Genomic DNA, 19,473 nt, shown 5'->3' on the forward strand with positions numbered 1-19,473 from the left:
TCAACAATCCGACAAATTAAGACAAAGCTGCACATAGTCAACCCCGGCATCAACATCAGCTTTATTTTTTGCCTCTTTTGAACAAGCATCAAGTCGTTGATGAGACTTCTCTAACACCTCACAACTATGCGCCAACCACTGCTGAAATACCTCAAACCGCCCATCCGAGGGATGAACCACCTGATAGACACGCACGCGATTTAAACGTTTACTTTCACGACCAATACATTGAAGTCCATAGCCAATTTTATCCAACAAACGCCGGACAATCCGAATCGGTGTGGCATTTCGCGCCAATCCAATTCCCAAAGTAGTTTTAATCGACGCCCGATTCGATAATGCCAATCGCGCCATCGCCTGCAAATCCTCATCCGTTCCTCTTAACTCACGCCCCCGATCACTCAGCAAAACTGGAACCCCCAAAAGTTCCATTGTCCCTACCGCCGCCCCCAATTGGGAACGATTAAAATCAGGTAAGAAAATACTTCCACCGCCTAACTCAATCAATTTACGTGCCATCACTGCATCCCGTTGCGCTAAATGATCTCGCCCTAGGGTGAGAAAGTAATGGAGTAATAGTTTTTGATACCAACCCTGATCATCCTTAGCTACCAGTTGGGCGGTAACTGGAATTCGATAACGCTGCTTTAACTCATACTTACGAATCGCCCGTCGTTGGGCAAGGGTTTTCACTAATCGTTTTTGCCCAGTATTATATTGATGATCACTGAGATTTTTAGCCCGCGCGATCGCTAAACATTCGGCTTGATAGTTTTGGTCTTTTACTGCCGCGATCGCAGCCGTCAGCGAATCGGGTTCAATCTTTCCCGGTGTCTGGGAAATAGAGGACACACTATCCCCTCCTCCCATCTCCTCTTCCGAAGCCTCAACCACCTGATGCCCTTCCCCGCGCAGCGCCGCCAGTACCGATTCCCGATACTGAAACATCGACGCATTATGTCTCACCGCCATTCTTGCCCAACACAATAGCGATTCGGCTTGAAAACCCGTCTCAATATCATCCAGGGCATCAAAATCGGATTGTTGTAATAATCGAATATTAAGCTGAGTCAAACGTCGTCCCGATGTCAGCAAAGCTGGAATCGACGTAGAACCATTGCCCACCCGATTAAACCCACAAGACGCCACCCACAGGAACCGAGGCAGATTTTCCCGCACTCGCCCCAACGCTTGACGCACCGAGTTCTCACTTTGCACCCCAATCGCAATCCCCCAAACCGAGGTAAAATGTCCCTGCAACTCAATACTGACGCCCGTTTCAATCACCGGACTTGCCAGAACAATATCATACTGACTCAACACCCCATCCAAATCACGCATAGAGCCATACGCCGGATGAGTCGGTTCAGTCAGAGATTCCGAATCAATGCGGAGAATCTTCGCCTCAGGAAATCGAGAACGCAGATAGGCTTCCAACGTACAGGTTCCCCACTGACTCCCCCGTTTCTGGGCGGAAAGGCAGACAAAGGGTTTCCCACCGGCTGCAATGTGTCGTTCCAAATCCTGAATCAAGCGTTCTGGCTTACGTTCTGGATAATAGTTTACCCGCCAGGATTCAGCCTCGCTGGGTTTCCAAGCGTTGTGAATAATATAAGGATGTTGGGGAACCCCCGATAAAGAAATCAAGTAATCGATAGAAACATCACTCAAATCCGCATCCGCCACATAAACTTGTCCCTCATCTCCCAAAACATTTTGCATCAATGTCTTCAGAGATTTCAGAATCGCCACTCGGTTACTACTGCAAGTCTCCGAATCCAACCCATGCCAAAGAACCTGTTCCACTTCATCAATAATTACCACCCCATCTGACCAGTTCACCGCCTCAAAGCCAGCCTGAGACGTAGGATGGAGAGAGTCAACGCAGAGACCATAGCCTAACCTAGCACCCGTTTCTGTATCCTGTATCTGAGTGACATAGTTCAAGCCAAAGCGCTGACATAACGCCTCCACGAGTCGCACCCGATGACCAATCACCAAAACCCATTTCTGGCGCTTAATCGCCTCTTTGACAATTGTTTCTAACCACTGAGTTTTCCCTGTCCCTTTGGGGGATTTAATTCCAATCAATTTGGCATCCTCAGGAATCGATAATTCCCCTAAATAGCGACGATTTATCTGTATCGTGGGCGGATACGTCAGCCCGGTTAAGGATTGGGCTTTCCAGGTATCTAAGGGGACAGCCGTTTGATAGGCTTCGTCAAATGCTGTCTGAGTATGGTTGGCAATTAAATCATCAACCCCTTTCCCTTGGTTTGGATGCCAACTGATTATCTTGACAGAACATCCCTTTTGGGTTAATAAATATCCCAACTGACGAATAGCGGCATTAACAGCTTTGATGGTACTGGGTTTAGTGTCTTGGTCGAAAGCAATATAAATCGTTCTCCCCGGCGTTGCTAATTTGAGTAACTGGGGGATGAGGCGAGACTTGCCGATCCGATTTCCTTGTTCATCTCTAGGGACACGATAGCCTCCGAATACACCAGGGAGGGCAATTGCCGCATAGCAGGCGGTGAGTAAAGCCCCCGCTTTCTTTGCGCCCTCAGTAATACACAACGGAATTTCGGGATGGGCAATCAACCACTGCCAAAATTCGCCGGAGACATTTTGAGTTTGTAGGGGCGGGTTTAGGGACTCGCCTGGGGCGATTGATGATAACGTTTCTCCAAAACCCGCCCTGACCGAATGTTCACCCTTGGCGACTAGCGAGGGCATGGTTTGTAGGGGCGGGTTTAGGGACTCACCTGGGGCGATTGATGGTAACGTTTGTACAAAACCCGCCCTGACCGAATGTTCACCCTTGGCGACTAGCGAGGGCATGGTTTGTAGGGGCGGGTTTAGGGACTCACCTTGGGCGATTGATGATAACGTTTCTCCAAAACCCGCCCTGACCGAATGTTCACCCTTGGCGACTAGCGAGGGCATGGTTTGTAGGGGCGGGTTTAGGGACTCGCCTGGGGTGATTGATGATAACGTTTCTCCAAAACCCGCCCTGACCGATGTGTCGGCGAGGTTTTCACGATTGTCGATGACGTGATTAAACCCACCCCCAGACAAATCAAATGGAAGCGTAATGTTATAGCGATTAGCAATATCCTGCCACAGATGTAGGGGGACACGCAGAGCAAAAACACCTGTGGGGGCTAGGGGCGGATGTTCGTATTTAATCGGTTTTCCCGTCTGAGTACTGCGCCGAGGAGAACTAGGCTTGAAACAACCCCAAAGGTCATCATTACCCGTGAGTACGTCAATTCCGGAACACCACCATCCTCCTTGTTCCGTATGTTCGTAGCGCTTGAGGATGCGGTGACTGACCCGACCATCATTCCGTCGTGGTAATGTATCCGCGTAGAATAAATAGTTCGATGGGCAAGTGCCAGTTAAAGGGATAACGTTTAGGCGCGTGAGTTGGTCATCGATACAGCTATTGTTCCATTCTTGCAGATAATTCACGGGATTAGAGATTAAGGGGTTCATAGGCAAAACTACACTACATCTAGTAGTCAAACTGAATAGCTTAGGAAAGGAACACTAATTATAGGGCTTGTTGACCAATGCTTGCAGCGTCATGTAAAAAAGTGGCGGTGCAGGGGTGCGGGGAGTATAGCGCTACGAGCTGGGCAATGGGCAATGGGCAGAAACCAGATCCCCGACTTCTAAATCTAGTTCATTGGTGAGAATCAGGGTTTCAACGAAGAAGTCGGAGATCTACCGGAAGTTGGCAAGAATTGTGCCTTTTAAACTCCTCAATAAAACCGAATTTTAGTTTAAATAAGAATGCGACAATAAAAATCAGCAACCTAACCATAGGTCGATAAATGACTAAATGCTTACTTCGTCTAGCTAGCACTAGCATTTTAGGAACTTTAACCTTTGCCGCAGCTAGTCATTCTATACTTGCATTTAATAATTTATCAACTAACCAAGCAATTGTTTGTGCTAATTGTAAACGGGTGCTTTTACCAAATCAAAAATCGATAATTTTTAAACGTGCAGGAGATTTAACCTTGAATCAAACAACGACAAGTAGTAATAAAGAGCCTCGACCTTCCCCGCACAATTTTCTGACCCGTTCTGAATGTCGAGGCAGTTCCCGTCGAGTTGGTGGGCAATGCCCACCCTACACTATATCAAGAGTTTCGGCGAGCCAAAACTGCACGCTTTCCAGTGCCATTAAATTTAAGGTAGAGTCAATGAAATAAGACTCAATAACTCGAATCATATAATCATTATCCATAAACTTTTCGGCATTTAAATGGCGAAAAAAAATATTTTATCCCTCATTATTCACCGGACTCACTTTAGCCCGATACAATAATTTATCACCTTGCCGATAGCCAACGTAACGAACTCGCACCAGCTCTCCGGGTTGAACGGTTCCCGACATTAATTGGTGCCATTGGGGATCATAAGCCAATTCATCACCAACTGAGGCGATCGCGTCTATGCCCCATTGTTGCAGAAGCTGTTCCACTGGCTTGATTAGGGGCAATAATCGGATAGCGGGTAACTGGTCATTCTGAGTTACGGCATAAGCAGCTGTGGGCCACTGTAATAACCATGATTCTAATACCTGCACACTCGATTGCTGAAATTCCTGTAGCAGGGTTTCGCGTTGTGCGGCGAATTGCTGTTGTAGTCGGTGGTATTCCTGCTTGAGGTTGTCGAGGCTTTCTGGTGTGGGAATCTCAGAACTTGGTGAAGTGCGATCGCGCGGCGGCGTCATCGGGGAGATTGATTCGGGTGAAAATAAGGTTAGCAATTGATCGACCGATATTTGCAATACCTGCGATAATTTCAGCAGCGTCTCTACCCGCATTTGCAATACCTGTCCTTGTCGCAGACGTTTCAGTTGTCGTTCAGACACACCACTGACACGACTCAGTTGGCGAAAACTGGACACATCCACCTGCTGCATAAGGTATTGTAACTGTTGGGTGTAATTCGGGGCAGACTGATTCTTATGGCTAGATGTGGACATGAGTATGACTGATCATGAGTAAGGCGTTGAATCAAGTCTAGAGAGTCTGGGGTAGCCGAGCAAGTATAACAGAGATGAGTCGGTGATTGTACCTGCCGTACATACAAACTCTTGCTAACAAATAGAGATAAATAGTGAAACCTGTTTTATAAGTAGATCTACGGATACTGATTCAACTAACCCCTTAAGTTGGATAAAATCACGGTGTTTGTTCCTCCAAGTCTCCGCCTATCCTAGTGATGCAATAAATCGTTGGCGTTCACCACCTGCCACTTTTTTATTCCAAGGGGGACACATCCATGACGGTAAACTGGAAAGCATTGCTGGCAAAAACAACGGTATGGTTAGCAGCAGAGATATTGCTCAATCTTCTAGGACTTGATAATCTAGCTGATTACAGCGAGTTTATTTTTGGACGACAACTCACAGATTTATCCCAGCCAGCACTGTCCCAGTTGATGCTGTTTACCCCGTCCTCAACGGGAGAGGATAATCCTATGTCTTGGGTGAGTTAAGCTTAGTGGCAAAATTTCTCTTAACGGATGAGGCAATTTTGAGTTCCTCTGAATCGGTAAGTCCTCCACTGTCTTAATGAAGTGGCTATGACCGATAATAATATTACACCCTTCCGGAAGCTCTACGGGAACTGACTTCAGTTCCATGGCTGTCTCCTCTTGCGCTACCTACCCTACACTACAGCTTTTATTTTCATCGGTCAGGGGTCACGGATCACGGGTTATGCTGCCACTTCTTTACAAAACTCAACATCTTTTTTGCAAATAGGGGGTGACACCCCTCACCCCCAATGGCTATAATTATGCTTAGTAGATGCACCCTGATAATCTAGAGAGTTGCTTAGGTGACTCTCTTTTTTTTTGTCCTTTGTCCTTTGTCCTTGACGAATCAGGACGAACCGATCTCGACATTCATTGAGTAGAGGGCGACCCGATCCAATTGAGTGGAATGGAGTTTTGAATTAGTCCAAGCGGGTCGCCCCTAAACGGAACAGGTGTTTTGGATCATTCATCCATAACGATCGCAATCATGGAAAATTCTTAACGCATTCGTCTCGCCGCGATCGCAAGTCGTCTCAGCTTGATCAAACTGACGGTAATGCAGAGTCCAGTTAATCGCCAGTAGGTTAAAGCCGTTACCCGCCAATAAGGATCACCCTGATCTAGACATTGGCGACGATCCAGTAAAATATCATGTAGCCAATCTTGGTATTCCTCCCACTCTTGAGGTGCTTTTTTGGCAAGGGTTTGAGCAATCCAGTCAGCCAATTGTACATCCCCTTTAATCATAGGAGAAGCATCGGTTTTGACCGATCGCCTAGTGATCCGGCGATGTTGTCGGTAAGCCAGAAAACTCACGGTGAAGCTGAGGATCACTAACCCGATACTTAATCCTAATGCGACATAGCTGGGTAATCCTAGCCAGAAAAGCGCGATCGCTCCTCCACCAATAGCAATGTAAACGGTAAATTCAACAGCCAGATAAATCAACGCTTTAGCGATCGCTCGCCCACCACGCCGGATCAAACGTATTATCTGCGAAACGGTGCGGCGGCGGTGACGGTTTCGGTGCATCATACTAGAGTTCTCCCAGTGCAGGTTGCAAATGGTGTAAGGCGGTGAGGAATTGTTGCTTTTTCTCCAAGGCTTGCAAGCCAGAACCTGTGATTTTGTAGTAACGTCGGCGTGCGCCTGTGGTTTCCTCCGGTGTCTCATCACCCCAGCGAGAGGTAACGAAACCTCGTTTTTCCAGTTTTCGCAAGGTGGGGTAAAGGGAACTGAAGCCAATGGTGCGTTCACCATTGCTAGCTTGCGCGATCGCACTCATAATCTCCAATCCATAGCGTTCTCGATACATCAGCGCATTCAGGATCGATTCTTCGATCAGCGTCAGATTCAGCGTGTCGTCTTTGTTGCGAGTACCCATCAGGTTATCCCTTTTATATTCATAGTTTCATTCTATATTCAATTTTTGAATATAGGGGTGCGATCGCTCCATTCGTTCGTAGTAGGCGCTTGAGCGCCTCTATAATAAATGGAATAAGCAACAGAAACGCGATCGCGGTTCGTTCGTAGTAGGCGCTGAAGCGCCTCTATAATTAGCATTGAGTTTTATGAATGAAACCCAAAACGCATAAAGGTCAATTAACAGTTTGGAAAGACGAAGAAGGGTTTGGCTTTATCAAACCCGATCATGATGATCAAAACGTTTTTCTGCATATCACTGGATTAAAGAATCCTAATCGCCGTCCCCAAGTCGGTGACATTATCCGTTATCAAGTAACCGTTGGCAACAAAGGAAAACGTCGTGCTAGCAATGCTGTCATCGAAGGAACGACATCTCAGCCTAGTCCTAAACATTTATCCAAAACCTCTGTTAAAAGAAAGCGATCGAAAAAGAGAACAAAATCGTCTTCATTAGTCTGGGAAGTTTTGTTTTTATCTCTATTTCCGATCGGTGGATCGGTTCACTTGGCATCAATAACATCAAATTTAATTCCTCTCCTGCTGTATTTGATCATGAGTGGGTTAACCTTTGTCCTTTATGCTCACGATAAGTCCCGTGCTAGAACAGGAGAATCGAGGATACCTGAGAAAACCTTACATTTGTGCGAACTAGCAGGTGGATGGTTAGGCGCATTCATTGCTCAACGCACCCTACGCCACAAAAGCAGCAAAAATTCTTACCAAGTCGCATTTTGGGCGATTGTGGCTTTTCATATCATGTTTTGGAGCGCTTGGCTGTTCAAACATTTATTCAATTGAGTGGAAAAATATTGATCAACTGGATATTACTCAATATCCTGATTTGATGGAATTACGAACCCAAATTGAAAACTTATAGCGTTATCTAGCTATAGCGCGTTTAGCTTCTGGAAAAGCCATCAATCCTAATTTCCGCCCATCCCAGGATTTTGCTAGACTTCAGATGACTTAGTTGGTATTCCGATCTCCAGCCATGACAGCGACTCCAGTACCATCCCAATCCCTCAGCGCGATCGCACAATCTACTCGCCAAGCGGCGCGACAGTTGGCGGTTATGTCCACTGATACCAAAAATCAAGCCATTGAAGCGATCGCCAAAGCCTTAGAAACCGCAGCACCGGATATTTTGGCGGCGAATGTCGCGGATTGTCAAGCCGCAGAAGCGGAGAGTATCCCTAAACCCCTGTACAATCGCCTGAAGCTGGATGAGACGAAACTAAACGCCGCGATCGCGGGAGTGCGGGATGTGGGGAAGTTGACTGATCCGATTGGCGCAATCCAAATTCATCGGGAACTTGATACAGGATTAGTTCTCAAGCGTGTCACTTGTCCTTTGGGAGTCTTAGGCGTTATCTTTGAAGCGCGTCCCGATGCGGTGATGCAAATTAGTTCCCTGGCGGTAAAATCGGGGAATGGGGTGATTCTCAAAGGGGGGAAGGAAGCCGTTCGATCCTGTGAAGCGATTGTCAATGCGATTCATAAAGGATTATCCACGAGTTCCGTTGATCCGGCGGTGGTGCAACTCTTAACCACCAGAGAGGAGACAATGGCGCTATTGCAATTGGATGACTACATTGATTTAATTATTCCCAGAGGCTCGAATTCCTTTGTCCGCTTCGTACAAGATAATACCCGGATTCCGGTATTGGGTCATGCTGATGGAATCTGTCATGGTTATATCGATCGCGCGGCTGACTTGCAAAAAGCGGTGGAGATTACCGTTGATGCGAAAACCCAGTATCCGGCGGTGTGTAACGCGATAGAAACGCTACTGGTGCATCGTGCGATCGCGCCTAGCTTTCTTCCCCTAGCCGCAAAAGCCTTAAAAGAACGGCTGGTGGAACTTCGTGGCGATGAAGCGACTTGCCAAATGATCGATTGTTCAGCCGCCACAGATGCGGATTGGTCTACAGAATACAATGATTTAATACTGTCGATTAAAATTGTTGATTCCTTAGAAGACGCCATTAACCATATTAATCATTATGGTTCTGGGCATACCGATGTTATTGTCACCGAAGATACAGACATTGCCCAAATATTCCTCAATCAAGTGGATGGCGCGAATGTTTTCCACAACTGTTCGACTCGGTTTGCAGATGGGTTCCGTTATGGGTTTGGCGCGGAAGTGGGAATTAGTACAAATAAATTACCGCCCCGTGGTCCTGTAGGATTGGAGGGATTGGTGACGTATAAGTATCAAATGACAGGTCAAGGTCATATTGTTGCGAGTTATAGTGGCAAGGATGCCAAATCCTTTACCCATCGGGATTTAGATTGAAGGAAACCTAACAATAATTGGTGTTTCATCTTTTGTCTTCAAGTGTTGAATATAGAGGTGCGATCGCGCCATTCGTTCGTAGTTGCGCTTCAGCGCCTCTATAGTTAGCGCCATTTATAATAAAGCCAGCCAAATAAACGCGATCGCAATGGCAATCACCACAGCCAAATGGACAATAGACGAGTATCACCGCATGATTGCGGCGGGGATTTTAGATGATCGGCGGGTGGAACTACTTCAGGGAGAAATTGTCGAGATGTCACCAGAAGGAGAACCCCACGCCTATTTCAGTAGTGAAGCTGGGGAATATCTGATGCGGCGGTTAAGCGATCGGGCGATGGTTCGGTTAGCTAAACCGATTACACTCCCGAACAACTCTGAACCTGAACCCGATATTGCCATTGTGCAACGATTGGGGCGCGAATACCTAGAGCATCACCCTTATCCAGAGAATATTTTCTGGCTCATTGAATATTCAGAGTCCAGTTTAGAGAAAGATTTAGAGATAAAACGTAAAATTTATGCCCAAGTTGATATTCCTGAATACTGGGTTGTTAATCTCAAAAGAAGACAACTGATTGTATTTCGAGATCCCCAAGATGGAGAATACGCTTCCCGATCGACGCTAACGGGAGGAATAGTTTATCCCCTAGCGTTTCCTGATACAGCGAAAAGCGCTGTAATAAAGTACAGTCGATCAAAGTCCCCCTTTTTAAGGGGGATTTAGGGGGATCGACAATGTACCGCATAGCAGAGCAAACTGCTGTATCAATATATCAGTTGATTCTATTGTCAGTAGGTAGATGAAGTCATATAGCCATTCTATAATTTATTCAATTGAGTGAATAAATAAGGAAAGAAAGTAGCAGATTCATGTCATTTATCCTTTTTCATTGATTTTATGCCTTGTTAGACTGATGCTGTTTTCGTATCGCACGGGCAATCAACGGGGCTTTCTTCTCTAATCCTGTTAAAGTTAAATCCCCATCCAGATACAACTGATACCACTGTTGGCGTTGGCGAATCACTCTTTCATCATCCTGTAGGTGTAAGCGTTGTAGTGTGAATTCTGCCCTTTTTCGTTCCGATGGTGGTACTTTGTCCGTTACAACTAATTGTAAGGAGGGTAGAAGAATCTCAAACCAATCGTCCCCAACTTGAAACGGATCAAGAATTTGCTCATCTACGGTTCGTTTACTACTATTAATCCACTGTGCAGCATAACGATAATTGCTCCACTCGTAGGCGAGATGGGGATAATTCTCGAAACTGAGATAGTGATCGACTGTTCCAATCGGTTCATACATGGCTGAATAACCACAAAGATAGTTAAAGCCATTGGCTAAGTCACCTTTAAACGATGACCAATAATCTCTTGGTCTTTTTGCCTCTGGATGATTAGCTAACCATCTATTACCAGGTTGTCTGGCTTGAGCATCAAAATTAGGTGGTTCAGGAGGAGGAGAAACGGGAATCATGCTTGCCGTTTTTCCATTGTGACTATCCAACGGGGAAAGAAAGGATCATGTCCAGGAAGAAGATGCAGTAGTTGTTGGTGAATTTTATCTTTGGTTCTTAAATCGTCAGGAAAGTTGCTCATATCATCGTGTCGCATCCAAGCTTCCGCCGCTTCTATGGCTTGTTCAGCTTGCTTTGAACGCGCTTGCTTCAGTCCAAAAATTTCTGAGGTTAGCCATCCGACACTATCACCTTGCTTTGTCCAAGGGATTGCGTCTAGGGTGACACTTTCACCTTGTAACTCAAATAAAAATAAGCGATCGCGCTCGTCTTTAAAAATGGGTTCAATAGATGCTAAGACAAGGGGAGAGTGAGTGGTAATTAGGATTTGGACGTTTAAATTGTCTTGAAATCCCTTAATTACCTCTAGAATGGCGGGTAAAATTGTCCGTTGCCAACGCGGATGGAGATGAGACTCTACCTCATCCATGAGAAAAATGATTTGATTTGATGCTTTATTTTGACGCAGTTTTGAGGCTTGGCAATGTTCATACCATGTCCAAACCAGCAAGTAAGCCAGTCCAAGAATCCGCTTCATGCCGTTTGAAACATGAACAATAGGCACATTTCCATAGGGAAGGTTAACCGTTGGAAAATCGCGGATATCTTCTACAGAAATTCTGGTGGGTTCTCCAGGTTCTATCCATTCTCCTGGATGGGGGGCAAGTTTGTGGATAACCTGAGATAGTAAATTAAATTGGGTTTGATCAGGCTGAATTTGCCACTTCACCCAATCATCAATTAAACCCTTACAAATAACTTTTTTCCCTGATCTTAAACCGTTCCATAGCGTGTTGGCAGTAAAGTTATAAGCCGTATCCCGTTTCCGAGCCGGATCGACAACAGAAAAACCACCATCAGCACGAGCGTAAATGACAATTCCTTTAAAAGGATATGGTATTAGCGGCTTACGCCATTGTTGCTGATCAAAATCGAAAGAGCTATGATAGTCCTGATTATTTGAATCCGTTGGACTGTCTACGTGGCAAGTGATTTCAGGTTGCCCTTGTCTTTGGGGATAAGCCGGTTGATCGATCCAGTTTCCGGTTAATGTCCACCAAGCAATGTCAAGTAGAAAGGTTTTTCCTAAGCCGTTATCCCCTGTAAAAATATTCAGTCTTTCAGCAAATTCGACATCAAATTCAGGGGCAGGTCCTACTTGCTTGAGACGTAATTTTTGCAACACGCTTATAATCCCCTTTTCTCACCACTGTATTTTTAAGCTGTTCGGCATTTAAACCTTAATATCAAAAACGGCAAAACCATTGTAATGCGTTAAGCGAAGCCATGCCGCAGGCTTTGCATCTTGCTCGCTACCCATTCCCAATGTAAATGCGTGACAGCTTACATCATTTTTAGTAAACGCTAGGTAGAGACGCGCCATGGAACGTCTCTACATCAACCTATTTTTTGGTATTTTTACGGCTTTTTGAGGATTTTGAGGATTTTGATTTTTTGGAACGGCTGCTAGATTTTTTCGCCGCTAAGAGTTCCAAGGCTTTTTCTAACGTAATATCCTCAACCGATTGATCATCAGGGAGTCCCGCATTAGTTTTACCATGCTTGATGTATGTTCCATAGGGACCCTCGTAGATATTGACGGGTTCTTTGTCCTCCGGATGTTCCCCTAATTCCTTTAAGGGAGTCTTGGATTTGCTGCGACTACCCCCTTTAGATTTTTTCGGCTCAGACAAGATCTCCAATGCACGATCCATAGAAATTGTCAATACATCGTCACCTTTTTTCAGGGAACGATAATCCTTTCCCTCTTTACCCTGGTTGTGGACAACATAAGGACCAAAACGCCCCAATCCCGCCTGAACTTTGCCCCCAGTAGCGGGATGAACGCCTAAGGTACGTGGGAGTGCTAATAAACCCAGCGCCATGTCTAGGGTGACATCTTCCATGTTTACCCCTTTGGGTAAAGACATCCGCTTCGGTTTCTTGTTCTCCTCAGAGACTTCACCCAGTTGGACATAAGGACCATAACTCCCAATTAACAGATAAATCGGTTCGCCTGTTTCGGGATGCAGTCCCAGTTTCTCCGGTCCTTGGATTTTTTGCTTGAGGATCACCTCTACCTGTTCTGCATCCAGTTCCGAGGGGGTCAAATCTTGGGGAATAGATGCGGTAACGGAACCCTCGCCATTTTCAGCTTCGATGTAAGGACCAAATTTACCAATGCGAACTTTGACATCCAGATTTTCTAGTTCGATACTCCGGGCTTCATTGGGATCAATTTGGTCTTCCCGTTCGCGAACTTGGGTTTCTAAGCCGTTGTCACCCCGATAAAATTTCTCCAGATAGGGTAGCCATTGGGCTTCTCCGGTGGAGATTTCGTCCAGGGTTTGTTCCATTTTGGCGGTAAAGCTGGTGTCTACCAAGTCTGGGAAGTGTTTTTCCAGTAAACTGGTGACCGCAAAGGCGGTGAAGGTGGGGATGAGGGTCTTTTTTTGCATTTGGGCATAGCCGCGATCGATAATTGTACCGATAATGCTGGCGTAGGTACTGGGACGCCCAATTCCTTCACTTTCTAGAGTTTTGACCAGGGAGGCTTCAGTGTAGCGCCCTGGGGGTTGAGTTTCATGACCGATGGCTTCCAGGTTTTTGCACTCGGGATGATCTCCAACGGCTAAGGCGGGAAGGACGACTTCTTGGTCTTCTAAGGCGGCGTCAGGATCATCGGAACCTTCCACATACGCCCGCAGATAACCGGGAAAATCGATACGTTTGCCCGTAGACCGAAATCCGGCATCTTCAACGTCTAAATCTACTGTAATGTGGGTTTGGCGCGAATCTGCCATTTGGCTGGCGACGGTGCGCTTCCAAATTAACTCATACAGTTGTAATTCACGACCCGATAGTCCGGTGTCTCTGGGGGTACGGAATGTGTTTCCGGCGGGGCGAATCGCTTCGTGGGCTTCTTGGGCGGCTTTACTTTTGGTGCTGTACTGACGCGGTTTGGGGCTGAGGTATTGCTGACCATACATTTGTTCGACGCAACTCCGGGCTGCCGCGATCGCTTGCTTGGATAAATGCACCGAATCCGTCCGCATATAGGTAATATACCCCTGTTCATACAAATTTTGAGCCGTCCGCATCGTATCTCGCGCCGATAGGCTTAATTTGCGGTTGGCTTCCTGTTGCAGGGTGGAGGTGGTAAACGGGGGGGCGGGTTTGCGGGTGACGGGGCGTTCCTCTAGGTCAGTCACCGTCCAGGTTTTGTCCGTTAGCCGCGCCTGCAAGTCTCGCGCTTCGGCTTCATTCAGCAGGCGCACCGTCCGCCCTTCAATAATTTGCCCGGTGTTGGCGTCAAAATCACTTCCGGTGGCTATTTTTGTCCCCGCTAGGGTGATGAGTTTGGATTCAAAGGGGGTGTTGTCTTGGTCTAAGAGGGCTTTTAAATCCCAATAACTCCCTTGACGGAACGCACGGCGTTGGCGTTCTCGATGCACCAGCAGCCGCACGGAAACGGACTGAACCCGACCGGCTGATAATCCCCAGGCGATTTTTTTCCACAGTAGAGGCGAAAGGGTATATCCCACCAATCGGTCTAAAATTCGGCGGGTTTCTTGGGCGTGTACCAGTTGGTCATCAATCTCCCGACAGTTTTGCAGGGCGTCGCGAATGGCTTCTTGAGTAATTTCATGAAAGACCATGCGTTTGCAGGGTACTTTGGGTTTAAGGACTTGCAGCAAATGCCAACTAATGCTTTCCCCTTCCCGGTCTTCGTCTGTGGCGAGTACCAACTCTTCGGCGTTTTTCAAGGCGTCTTTGAGTTGTTTGACAACTTTCTTTTTATCCTTGGGGACAACGTAGATGGGTTCAAAATCCGCCTCTACATTGACCCCCAACTGCGCCCATTTTTCTCCCTTGACGGCTTCGGGGATCTCACTAGCCGATTGAGGGAGGTCACGAATATGACCCATTGACGCTTCTACTTGATAGCCCGAAGGCAAGTAGTTGCGAATGGTGCGGGCTTTGGTGGGAGATTCGACGATGACGAGGGTGGTCATGGGAGTCCTCAAAATAGCAGCCTAGCTGAACAGTCTAATCTAAGTCGTTTATGCAAGGTGTCAAGTCATTGATCCGTAATCAGAGAGTTTGAACCTTTCCCTTCGTTCAAGAGAACCGGGTGCGTGATTGTGTAGGGGCGGGTTTAGGGACTTTCTTGTCGCTATTGATGGTAAGGTTTGTACAAAACCCGCCCTGAGTGACCCTTCACTTCGTTCGAGGTAACCTGGTTTTGAGTGGGAGTGAGGTTCATGGGTGGTGGCGTATGCGGTGCATAATGGCTAGGTTAGGCGGTTGGTGCATCCCCAAAGTCATCACTAGCAAGGCTATGCCTGAAATACAGTCCCAGTTAGTCCCATACTACGCTACTGCTTTGGGTCGATCATCTATCAGATGTCTCTTCTTCTCTTATATATCTATATCCCATCTCAAGAGTAACTGCACTTTTTCCAGAGGGAAGATGGGGAGATGGGGAGATGGGGAAGATGGGGAGATGGGGAGATGGGGAGATGGGGAGATGGGGAGATGGGAAGATGGGGAGATGGGGAGATGGGGAGATGGGGGAGATGGGGAAGATGGGGAAGATGGGGGAGAAAATGTAATACTGAAATCAGGGCAACTGAGGATTGGAATATTTTCGATCACGAGTAGGTCTTCACCCTTGCCGTATGCCCTAGTAATCTGACGGATGATTACATTGTCACTTCCACAAATATCGCACTCCCAATCGTCAGTTGCTAGATCTGCCTCACTCAGGAGTCGGATAGGCATTGCCTACCCGACATGACATTATTAACAAGGGGCTAAGGTTAACGCTTCACCCGTGAGACTGAACGCCCGAACTTCGGTAATTTTTACCTTAACTATCTGTCCTTTCAATTGATTAATATCGCCGCTAAAGAAGGTCAACCGATTCCCCCTTGTGCGCCCCATCACTTGGCTAGAATCCTTGGGATTTTGGTCTTCGACGAGAACTTCTTCAATCCGCCCGAAATACCGTTGCGATCGCGCGGCGGCTTTGGTGTTCACTAAATGGTTGATCCGTTGCAGGCGATCGCTCTTTACCTCCTCACTCAGTTGATTCTCCCACAGGGCGGCGGGTGTACCGGGGCGAGGCGAGTAAGCGGCGGTGTTTAATTGGTCAAATTCAATATCCTCGACCAGTTTCAATGTATGCTCAAACTGTGCCTCGGTTTCTCCGGGAAAGCCGACAATCGCATCCGCACTAATCGACGCATCGGGCATATAATCGCGAATCGTATCAATAATTCGGCGATATTTTTCCTGGGTGTATCCCCGCGCCATGGCTTTGAGGATGTCATTATCCCCGGATTGGAAGGGAATATGGAAATGTTCGCAAACCTTGGGCAATTCCTTGCAGGCGCGAATTAGTCGTTCGGTGAAATAGCGGGGGTGACTCGTGGCAAACCGAATCCGCTCAACTCCGGGGACATCGTGAACATAATAGAGTAAATCTGTCAAGGTGTGCTGATGCCGTCCCGATTCAGTCACGCCGGGTAAATCCCGCCCATAAGCATCAATATTTTGTCCCAGCAGGGTGATTTCCTTATACCCTTGCTGTCCTAATTCTGCCATTTCCGCCCGAATCGCTTCCGGGGTGCGGGATTGTTCCACACCGCGTACATTGGGGACAACGCAGTAGGTGCAGCGTTCGTTACAGCCGTAAATTACATTCACCCAAGCGGTAACGGTGCTATCGCGGCGGGGTTTGGTAATGTCTTCGACGATATGGATGGGTTCAGTGGCGACAATTTGGTTTCCGTCACCGACTTGTTCGAGTAAATCTTTCAGGCGATTGGCGTGTTGGGGTCCCATGACTAAATCCAATTCTGGGACACGCCGCAGCAGCGCTTCTCCTTCCTGTTGAGCGACACAGCCAGCGACAATTAAGGTAAGGTCGGCTTGTTCTTGTTTCCGCTTTGCCTGTCTACCCAGGTAGGAATAGACCTTTTGTTCAGCGTTATCGCGGATTGTACAGGTGTTGTAAAGGATCAGGCTGGCGTCATTGGGATCGTCTGACCACTCAAATCCCATATCTTCTAAGATACCAGCCATGCGTTCCGAGTCGGCTTTGTTCATTTGGCAGCCGAAGGTGGTGATATGGTAGCGACGGGGAGAGGTGGTCATGTTAAGTAGTAGGGTTTTGAGATAGCGTACAAATTCCTATTATAGGTTTTGTTTGTAGTCGGGGCTTTAGCCCCGTTCCCAACGCGATCGCGCTAACCTAGTTCATAAATCGTTTGGGCGGTGTGCGGTACATCCTTGTGTTTTTTAACGCAGAGGGACGCAGAGGTCAACGCAGAGGGGCGCAGAGGTGTTTATGAGGGTTTGGGGTCAGATTGTTTATTTTATTATTTTACAGGTCTATGTGGTATCGAGGCGTAAGTTCTGAAGTTGTCTGACAGCCTAAGCTAAGTCAGGTTTGAGTTTAATGCTAGGGTTTATAGTCATCAAGTTGAGATTTTTTTATGACATCTGTATCGATTGAACTTCCCAAAACTGTATTCTCTGCACTGAGGAAGAATCCTGATGAGTTTGTCCAAGAGATGCGAATAGCCGCTGCTGTAAAATGGTATGAACTGCATCCGGGAGCATTTCTGCCAAGAGTTCCTCAATCTGATCAGCAATTTCCCGTCTAGGTAAAAATAAATGATCTGCCTGAAACGCATCATGGGCAATTTCTGACAGCATCATTTCCTTTCGTTTAGTATCTAATCCTTTATAAACGTCATCCTTAAAAACACCCTTTTCCGCTGCCCATTCTTCCAGCAAGACACGTAATGCCCGTTCATACAACGTAGCGCGGTTGGTGGGAAATTTCCGGGAGCGCTGATAGAGTAAACAGACTAATGTCAGCAACAACGGCGTCTGGGTGAGTTCCTTCGCCGCTTTATTGTCTTTATGATTAAGCTTTTGCCAACATTCTTGACCCGTTTGTGGCTCACGCCCAAACCAATTGCTAATAAAGTTTTTAATCTGATCATCATCAAACTCTGCCATTGCCACATCGGTAAAGCGCCGGAAATTGTGGCGATAAGCCGCAACCCGACAGGAGGCAATAAAGCGATTATTATCATGTAAATCGACAAAGTTCTGAATATGCTGAATCACTGAATTCATTCGCTTTGTTGGCACTTCATCCAATCCATCCAGCAAAATCAGCAGTTTCCCTTGTTCCAAGGCTTTAGCGGTAAATTCCTGGTGTGCGGGAAAGCCACAGATGCGGAATTCTTCAGCAATTTTATGTTCGATATCAACATCACCCTGGTTAAATGTATTGAGTTCAATTAATACCGGAATACGAGCGTGTTTAAACTGTCCCTTCTTTCCCTTCAGCGCTTCTAATCCCATGCGGCGCAAGAAGGTAGATTTTCCCGCACCGGGACTTCCTAACACCATCAAATACTGCTTTTGATTGGCGACAGTAATTCCGGCTTGCTTGGGGCAATCTTTAGACTGAAAACTCCGCTGTTTTGCTTCCCGATAGACAGTTTCCAGAGTTTCAACGGATTCAAAACTCCGAATCGCGGCGTCATCCAAGAATTGCACCGTTGTATAAACCGATTCCAAGGAGACAGGTTCTCGCATTCCTAAGACTTTCAGAATGCCATGACGTTCTGTATAATTCTGGGCATATTGCCGAGAGGCATTAAAAATCGCTTGTTTGGCTTTTTTATCCAGAGTTTTGCCAAATAATCCCAGAACTTTACCACCTTGTCCCCAGAGGGTTTGGAAAACGGGAACGGCGATGCCGCTAATCGCTTGAGCGATGAAAGGTTCAGCTCCAGTCATGGTGGTAAGAATGCGAGGGTAGGGGAATACTATACAGGTTAACAGAGTTTGTAGTAAGCGCTTTAGCGCTTCTGGCACTAAAGTGCCTACTACGAACAAGGGATTGGGTTGTAGCGGTAAATTAGATAGCAAAGCAACTCCTCGGAATTGATGCGACGGATATCCAGTTGTTATCAACAATAGCCTATTTTGTCACAAAGGCTTTCACTCGAAAAGGCAGAATTAAAAACACCTTATTTACACTTCACTGCGTTTAATGGCATACTTTTTACATTTTACTCTGCTCTCCTGGCTTCGGTTCATTTGACCGGGCAAAAAAGTCAACCATAATCGATTGTTTATCTTGAACCTCCAGTAAAATTACCGAATAGGCGATTAATTCGTCAATCGCTAAACATATTACCCCCACTAATACCAAAAACATTCCGGTGATAAACAAAAAAATTGGGACTCGTTCCAGTAACGTTATCCCCATAAAAAAATGCAGAGCAATAGCAAATGAGGTCAGCACAAAAAAAACCACCGCTAATGTGTCGCAAAGGGTTGCATTCCGCACATACCAGGCGCGGCGCAACAGATTATTCAGTTGATGCTCTAAACTTAAAAAGCGAATATCTTCTCCTGCATCGAACTGTCCTTGATGCGTTAACTCTCGCGAAAGGATTCTTCTCTCATTGTTCAATAAGCGGATGCGATTTAATAAGGAAGACTGTCTCGCATTTAATCCCAAAAAAAATAATCCACTGGAAGAAATCATCACGGCTGGCGCAAGGATGGCTTGAATGACTTGAGTGACAGTGAGAGACATTTGATCCATGATTTTCCTGGGTGTTACCTAGCTA

At 46.5% G+C, this 19,473-nt stretch carries 16 protein-coding genes and 3 pseudogenes; 5 read left to right on the plus strand and 14 right to left on the minus strand.

What is annotated here, in order from left to right:
• Positions 1–3,477 (minus strand): plasmid replication protein, CyRepA1 family, encoded by a 3,477-nt coding sequence (locus RIB93_RS14765; protein WP_446373535.1) that lies wholly within the window; start codon positions 3,475–3,477, stop codon positions 1–3.
• An 820-nt stretch (positions 3,478–4,297) separates the two neighbouring features.
• Entirely contained in the window at positions 4,298–5,005 is a 708-nt protein-coding gene (locus RIB93_RS14770; protein ID WP_446373505.1) for a helix-turn-helix domain-containing protein, read from the minus strand.
• A 299-nt stretch (positions 5,006–5,304) separates the two neighbouring features.
• Here RIB93_RS14770 and RIB93_RS14775 point away from each other — a divergent pair, with 299 nt between their 5' ends.
• Positions 5,305–5,520 (plus strand): hypothetical protein, encoded by a 216-nt coding sequence (locus tag RIB93_RS14775; protein ID WP_446373506.1) that lies wholly within the window; start codon positions 5,305–5,307, stop codon positions 5,518–5,520.
• A gap of 57 nt (positions 5,521–5,577) precedes the next feature.
• Here RIB93_RS14775 and RIB93_RS14780 read toward each other — a convergent pair.
• The 3 genes and pseudogenes from RIB93_RS14780 to RIB93_RS14790 all read right to left on the minus strand — a co-directional run.
• Positions 5,578–5,667, minus strand: a pseudogene (locus RIB93_RS14780) (adenosine-specific kinase); the annotation flags it as partial.
• A gap of 393 nt (positions 5,668–6,060) precedes the next feature.
• Positions 6,061–6,597: a hypothetical protein gene (locus tag RIB93_RS14785; protein WP_446373507.1), complete on the minus strand. Its 537-nt coding sequence runs from the start codon at positions 6,595–6,597 to the stop codon at positions 6,061–6,063.
• A gap of 1 nt (position 6,598) precedes the next feature.
• On the minus strand, positions 6,599–6,946 hold the full coding sequence (locus RIB93_RS14790; protein WP_446373508.1) for a PadR family transcriptional regulator: 348 nt from the start codon (positions 6,944–6,946) through the stop codon (positions 6,599–6,601).
• A 191-nt stretch (positions 6,947–7,137) separates the two neighbouring features.
• Here RIB93_RS14790 and RIB93_RS14795 point away from each other — a divergent pair, with 191 nt between their 5' ends.
• Together RIB93_RS14795 and RIB93_RS14800 are read left to right on the plus strand one after the other, a co-directional pair.
• The gene (locus RIB93_RS14795) at positions 7,138–7,785 is read left to right on the plus strand and encodes a DUF1294 domain-containing protein (RefSeq protein WP_446373509.1); all 648 of its coding nucleotides are present in this window, start codon (positions 7,138–7,140) and stop codon (positions 7,783–7,785) included.
• 193 nt (positions 7,786–7,978) lie between these two features.
• Positions 7,979–9,286, plus strand: coding sequence for a glutamate-5-semialdehyde dehydrogenase (locus RIB93_RS14800; RefSeq protein WP_446373510.1), 1,308 nt, complete (start codon positions 7,979–7,981; stop codon positions 9,284–9,286).
• Here RIB93_RS14800 and RIB93_RS14805 read toward each other — a convergent pair.
• The gene (locus RIB93_RS14805) at positions 9,278–9,400 is read right to left on the minus strand and encodes a hypothetical protein (RefSeq protein ID WP_446373511.1); all 123 of its coding nucleotides are present in this window, start codon (positions 9,398–9,400) and stop codon (positions 9,278–9,280) included. The genes RIB93_RS14800 and RIB93_RS14805 overlap by 9 nt on opposite strands.
• A 34-nt stretch (positions 9,401–9,434) precedes the next feature.
• Here RIB93_RS14805 and RIB93_RS14810 point away from each other — a divergent pair, with 34 nt between their 5' ends.
• Positions 9,435–10,013 (plus strand): Uma2 family endonuclease, encoded by a 579-nt coding sequence (locus RIB93_RS14810; RefSeq protein ID WP_446373512.1) that lies wholly within the window; start codon positions 9,435–9,437, stop codon positions 10,011–10,013.
• A 172-nt stretch (positions 10,014–10,185) separates the two neighbouring features.
• On the opposite strand, the gene RIB93_RS14815 is transcribed toward RIB93_RS14810, so the two are convergent.
• The 6 genes from RIB93_RS14815 to miaB all read right to left on the minus strand — a co-directional run bounded on the left by RIB93_RS14815 (position 10,186) and on the right by miaB (position 16,966).
• Complete coding sequence (locus RIB93_RS14815; RefSeq protein ID WP_446373513.1) at positions 10,186–10,764, minus strand: hypothetical protein; 579 nt, start codon at positions 10,762–10,764, stop codon at positions 10,186–10,188.
• Entirely contained in the window at positions 10,761–11,990 is a 1,230-nt protein-coding gene (locus RIB93_RS14820) for an AAA family ATPase (protein ID WP_446373514.1), read from the minus strand. The genes RIB93_RS14815 and RIB93_RS14820 overlap by 4 nt, the downstream gene beginning before the upstream one ends.
• A gap of 48 nt (positions 11,991–12,038) precedes the next feature.
• Positions 12,039–12,188, minus strand: coding sequence for a hypothetical protein (locus RIB93_RS14825; protein ID WP_446373515.1), 150 nt, complete (start codon positions 12,186–12,188; stop codon positions 12,039–12,041).
• Positions 12,189–12,207: 19 nt separating this feature from the next.
• Entirely contained in the window at positions 12,208–14,820 is a 2,613-nt protein-coding gene (gene topA, locus RIB93_RS14830) for a type I DNA topoisomerase (RefSeq protein WP_446373516.1), read from the minus strand.
• Positions 14,821–15,226: 406 nt separating this feature from the next.
• Entirely contained in the window at positions 15,227–15,589 is a 363-nt protein-coding gene (locus tag RIB93_RS14835; protein ID WP_446373517.1) for a YgiT-type zinc finger protein, read from the minus strand.
• Between the two features lie 21 nt (positions 15,590–15,610).
• On the minus strand, positions 15,611–16,966 hold the full coding sequence (miaB, locus tag RIB93_RS14840) for a tRNA (N6-isopentenyl adenosine(37)-C2)-methylthiotransferase MiaB (RefSeq protein ID WP_446373518.1): 1,356 nt from the start codon (positions 16,964–16,966) through the stop codon (positions 15,611–15,613).
• 341 nt (positions 16,967–17,307) lie between these two features.
• On the opposite strand from miaB, the pseudogene RIB93_RS14845 reads away from it, so the two are divergent.
• Positions 17,308–17,421, plus strand: a pseudogene (locus tag RIB93_RS14845) (UPF0175 family protein); the annotation flags it as partial.
• A 376-nt stretch (positions 17,422–17,797) separates the two neighbouring features.
• Here the strand turns inward: RIB93_RS14845 and RIB93_RS14850 are convergent.
• A pseudogene (locus RIB93_RS14850) lies at positions 17,798–18,631 on the minus strand (NACHT domain-containing protein); the annotation flags it as partial.
• A gap of 268 nt (positions 18,632–18,899) precedes the next feature.
• On the minus strand, positions 18,900–19,448 hold the full coding sequence (locus tag RIB93_RS14855; protein WP_446373519.1) for a DUF2721 domain-containing protein: 549 nt from the start codon (positions 19,446–19,448) through the stop codon (positions 18,900–18,902).
• Positions 19,449–19,473: the final 25 nt, after the last annotated feature.

This window comes from Coleofasciculus sp. D1-CHI-01, assembly GCF_040218875.1.
Lineage (GTDB): Bacteria > Cyanobacteriota > Cyanobacteriia > Cyanobacteriales > Coleofasciculaceae > Coleofasciculus.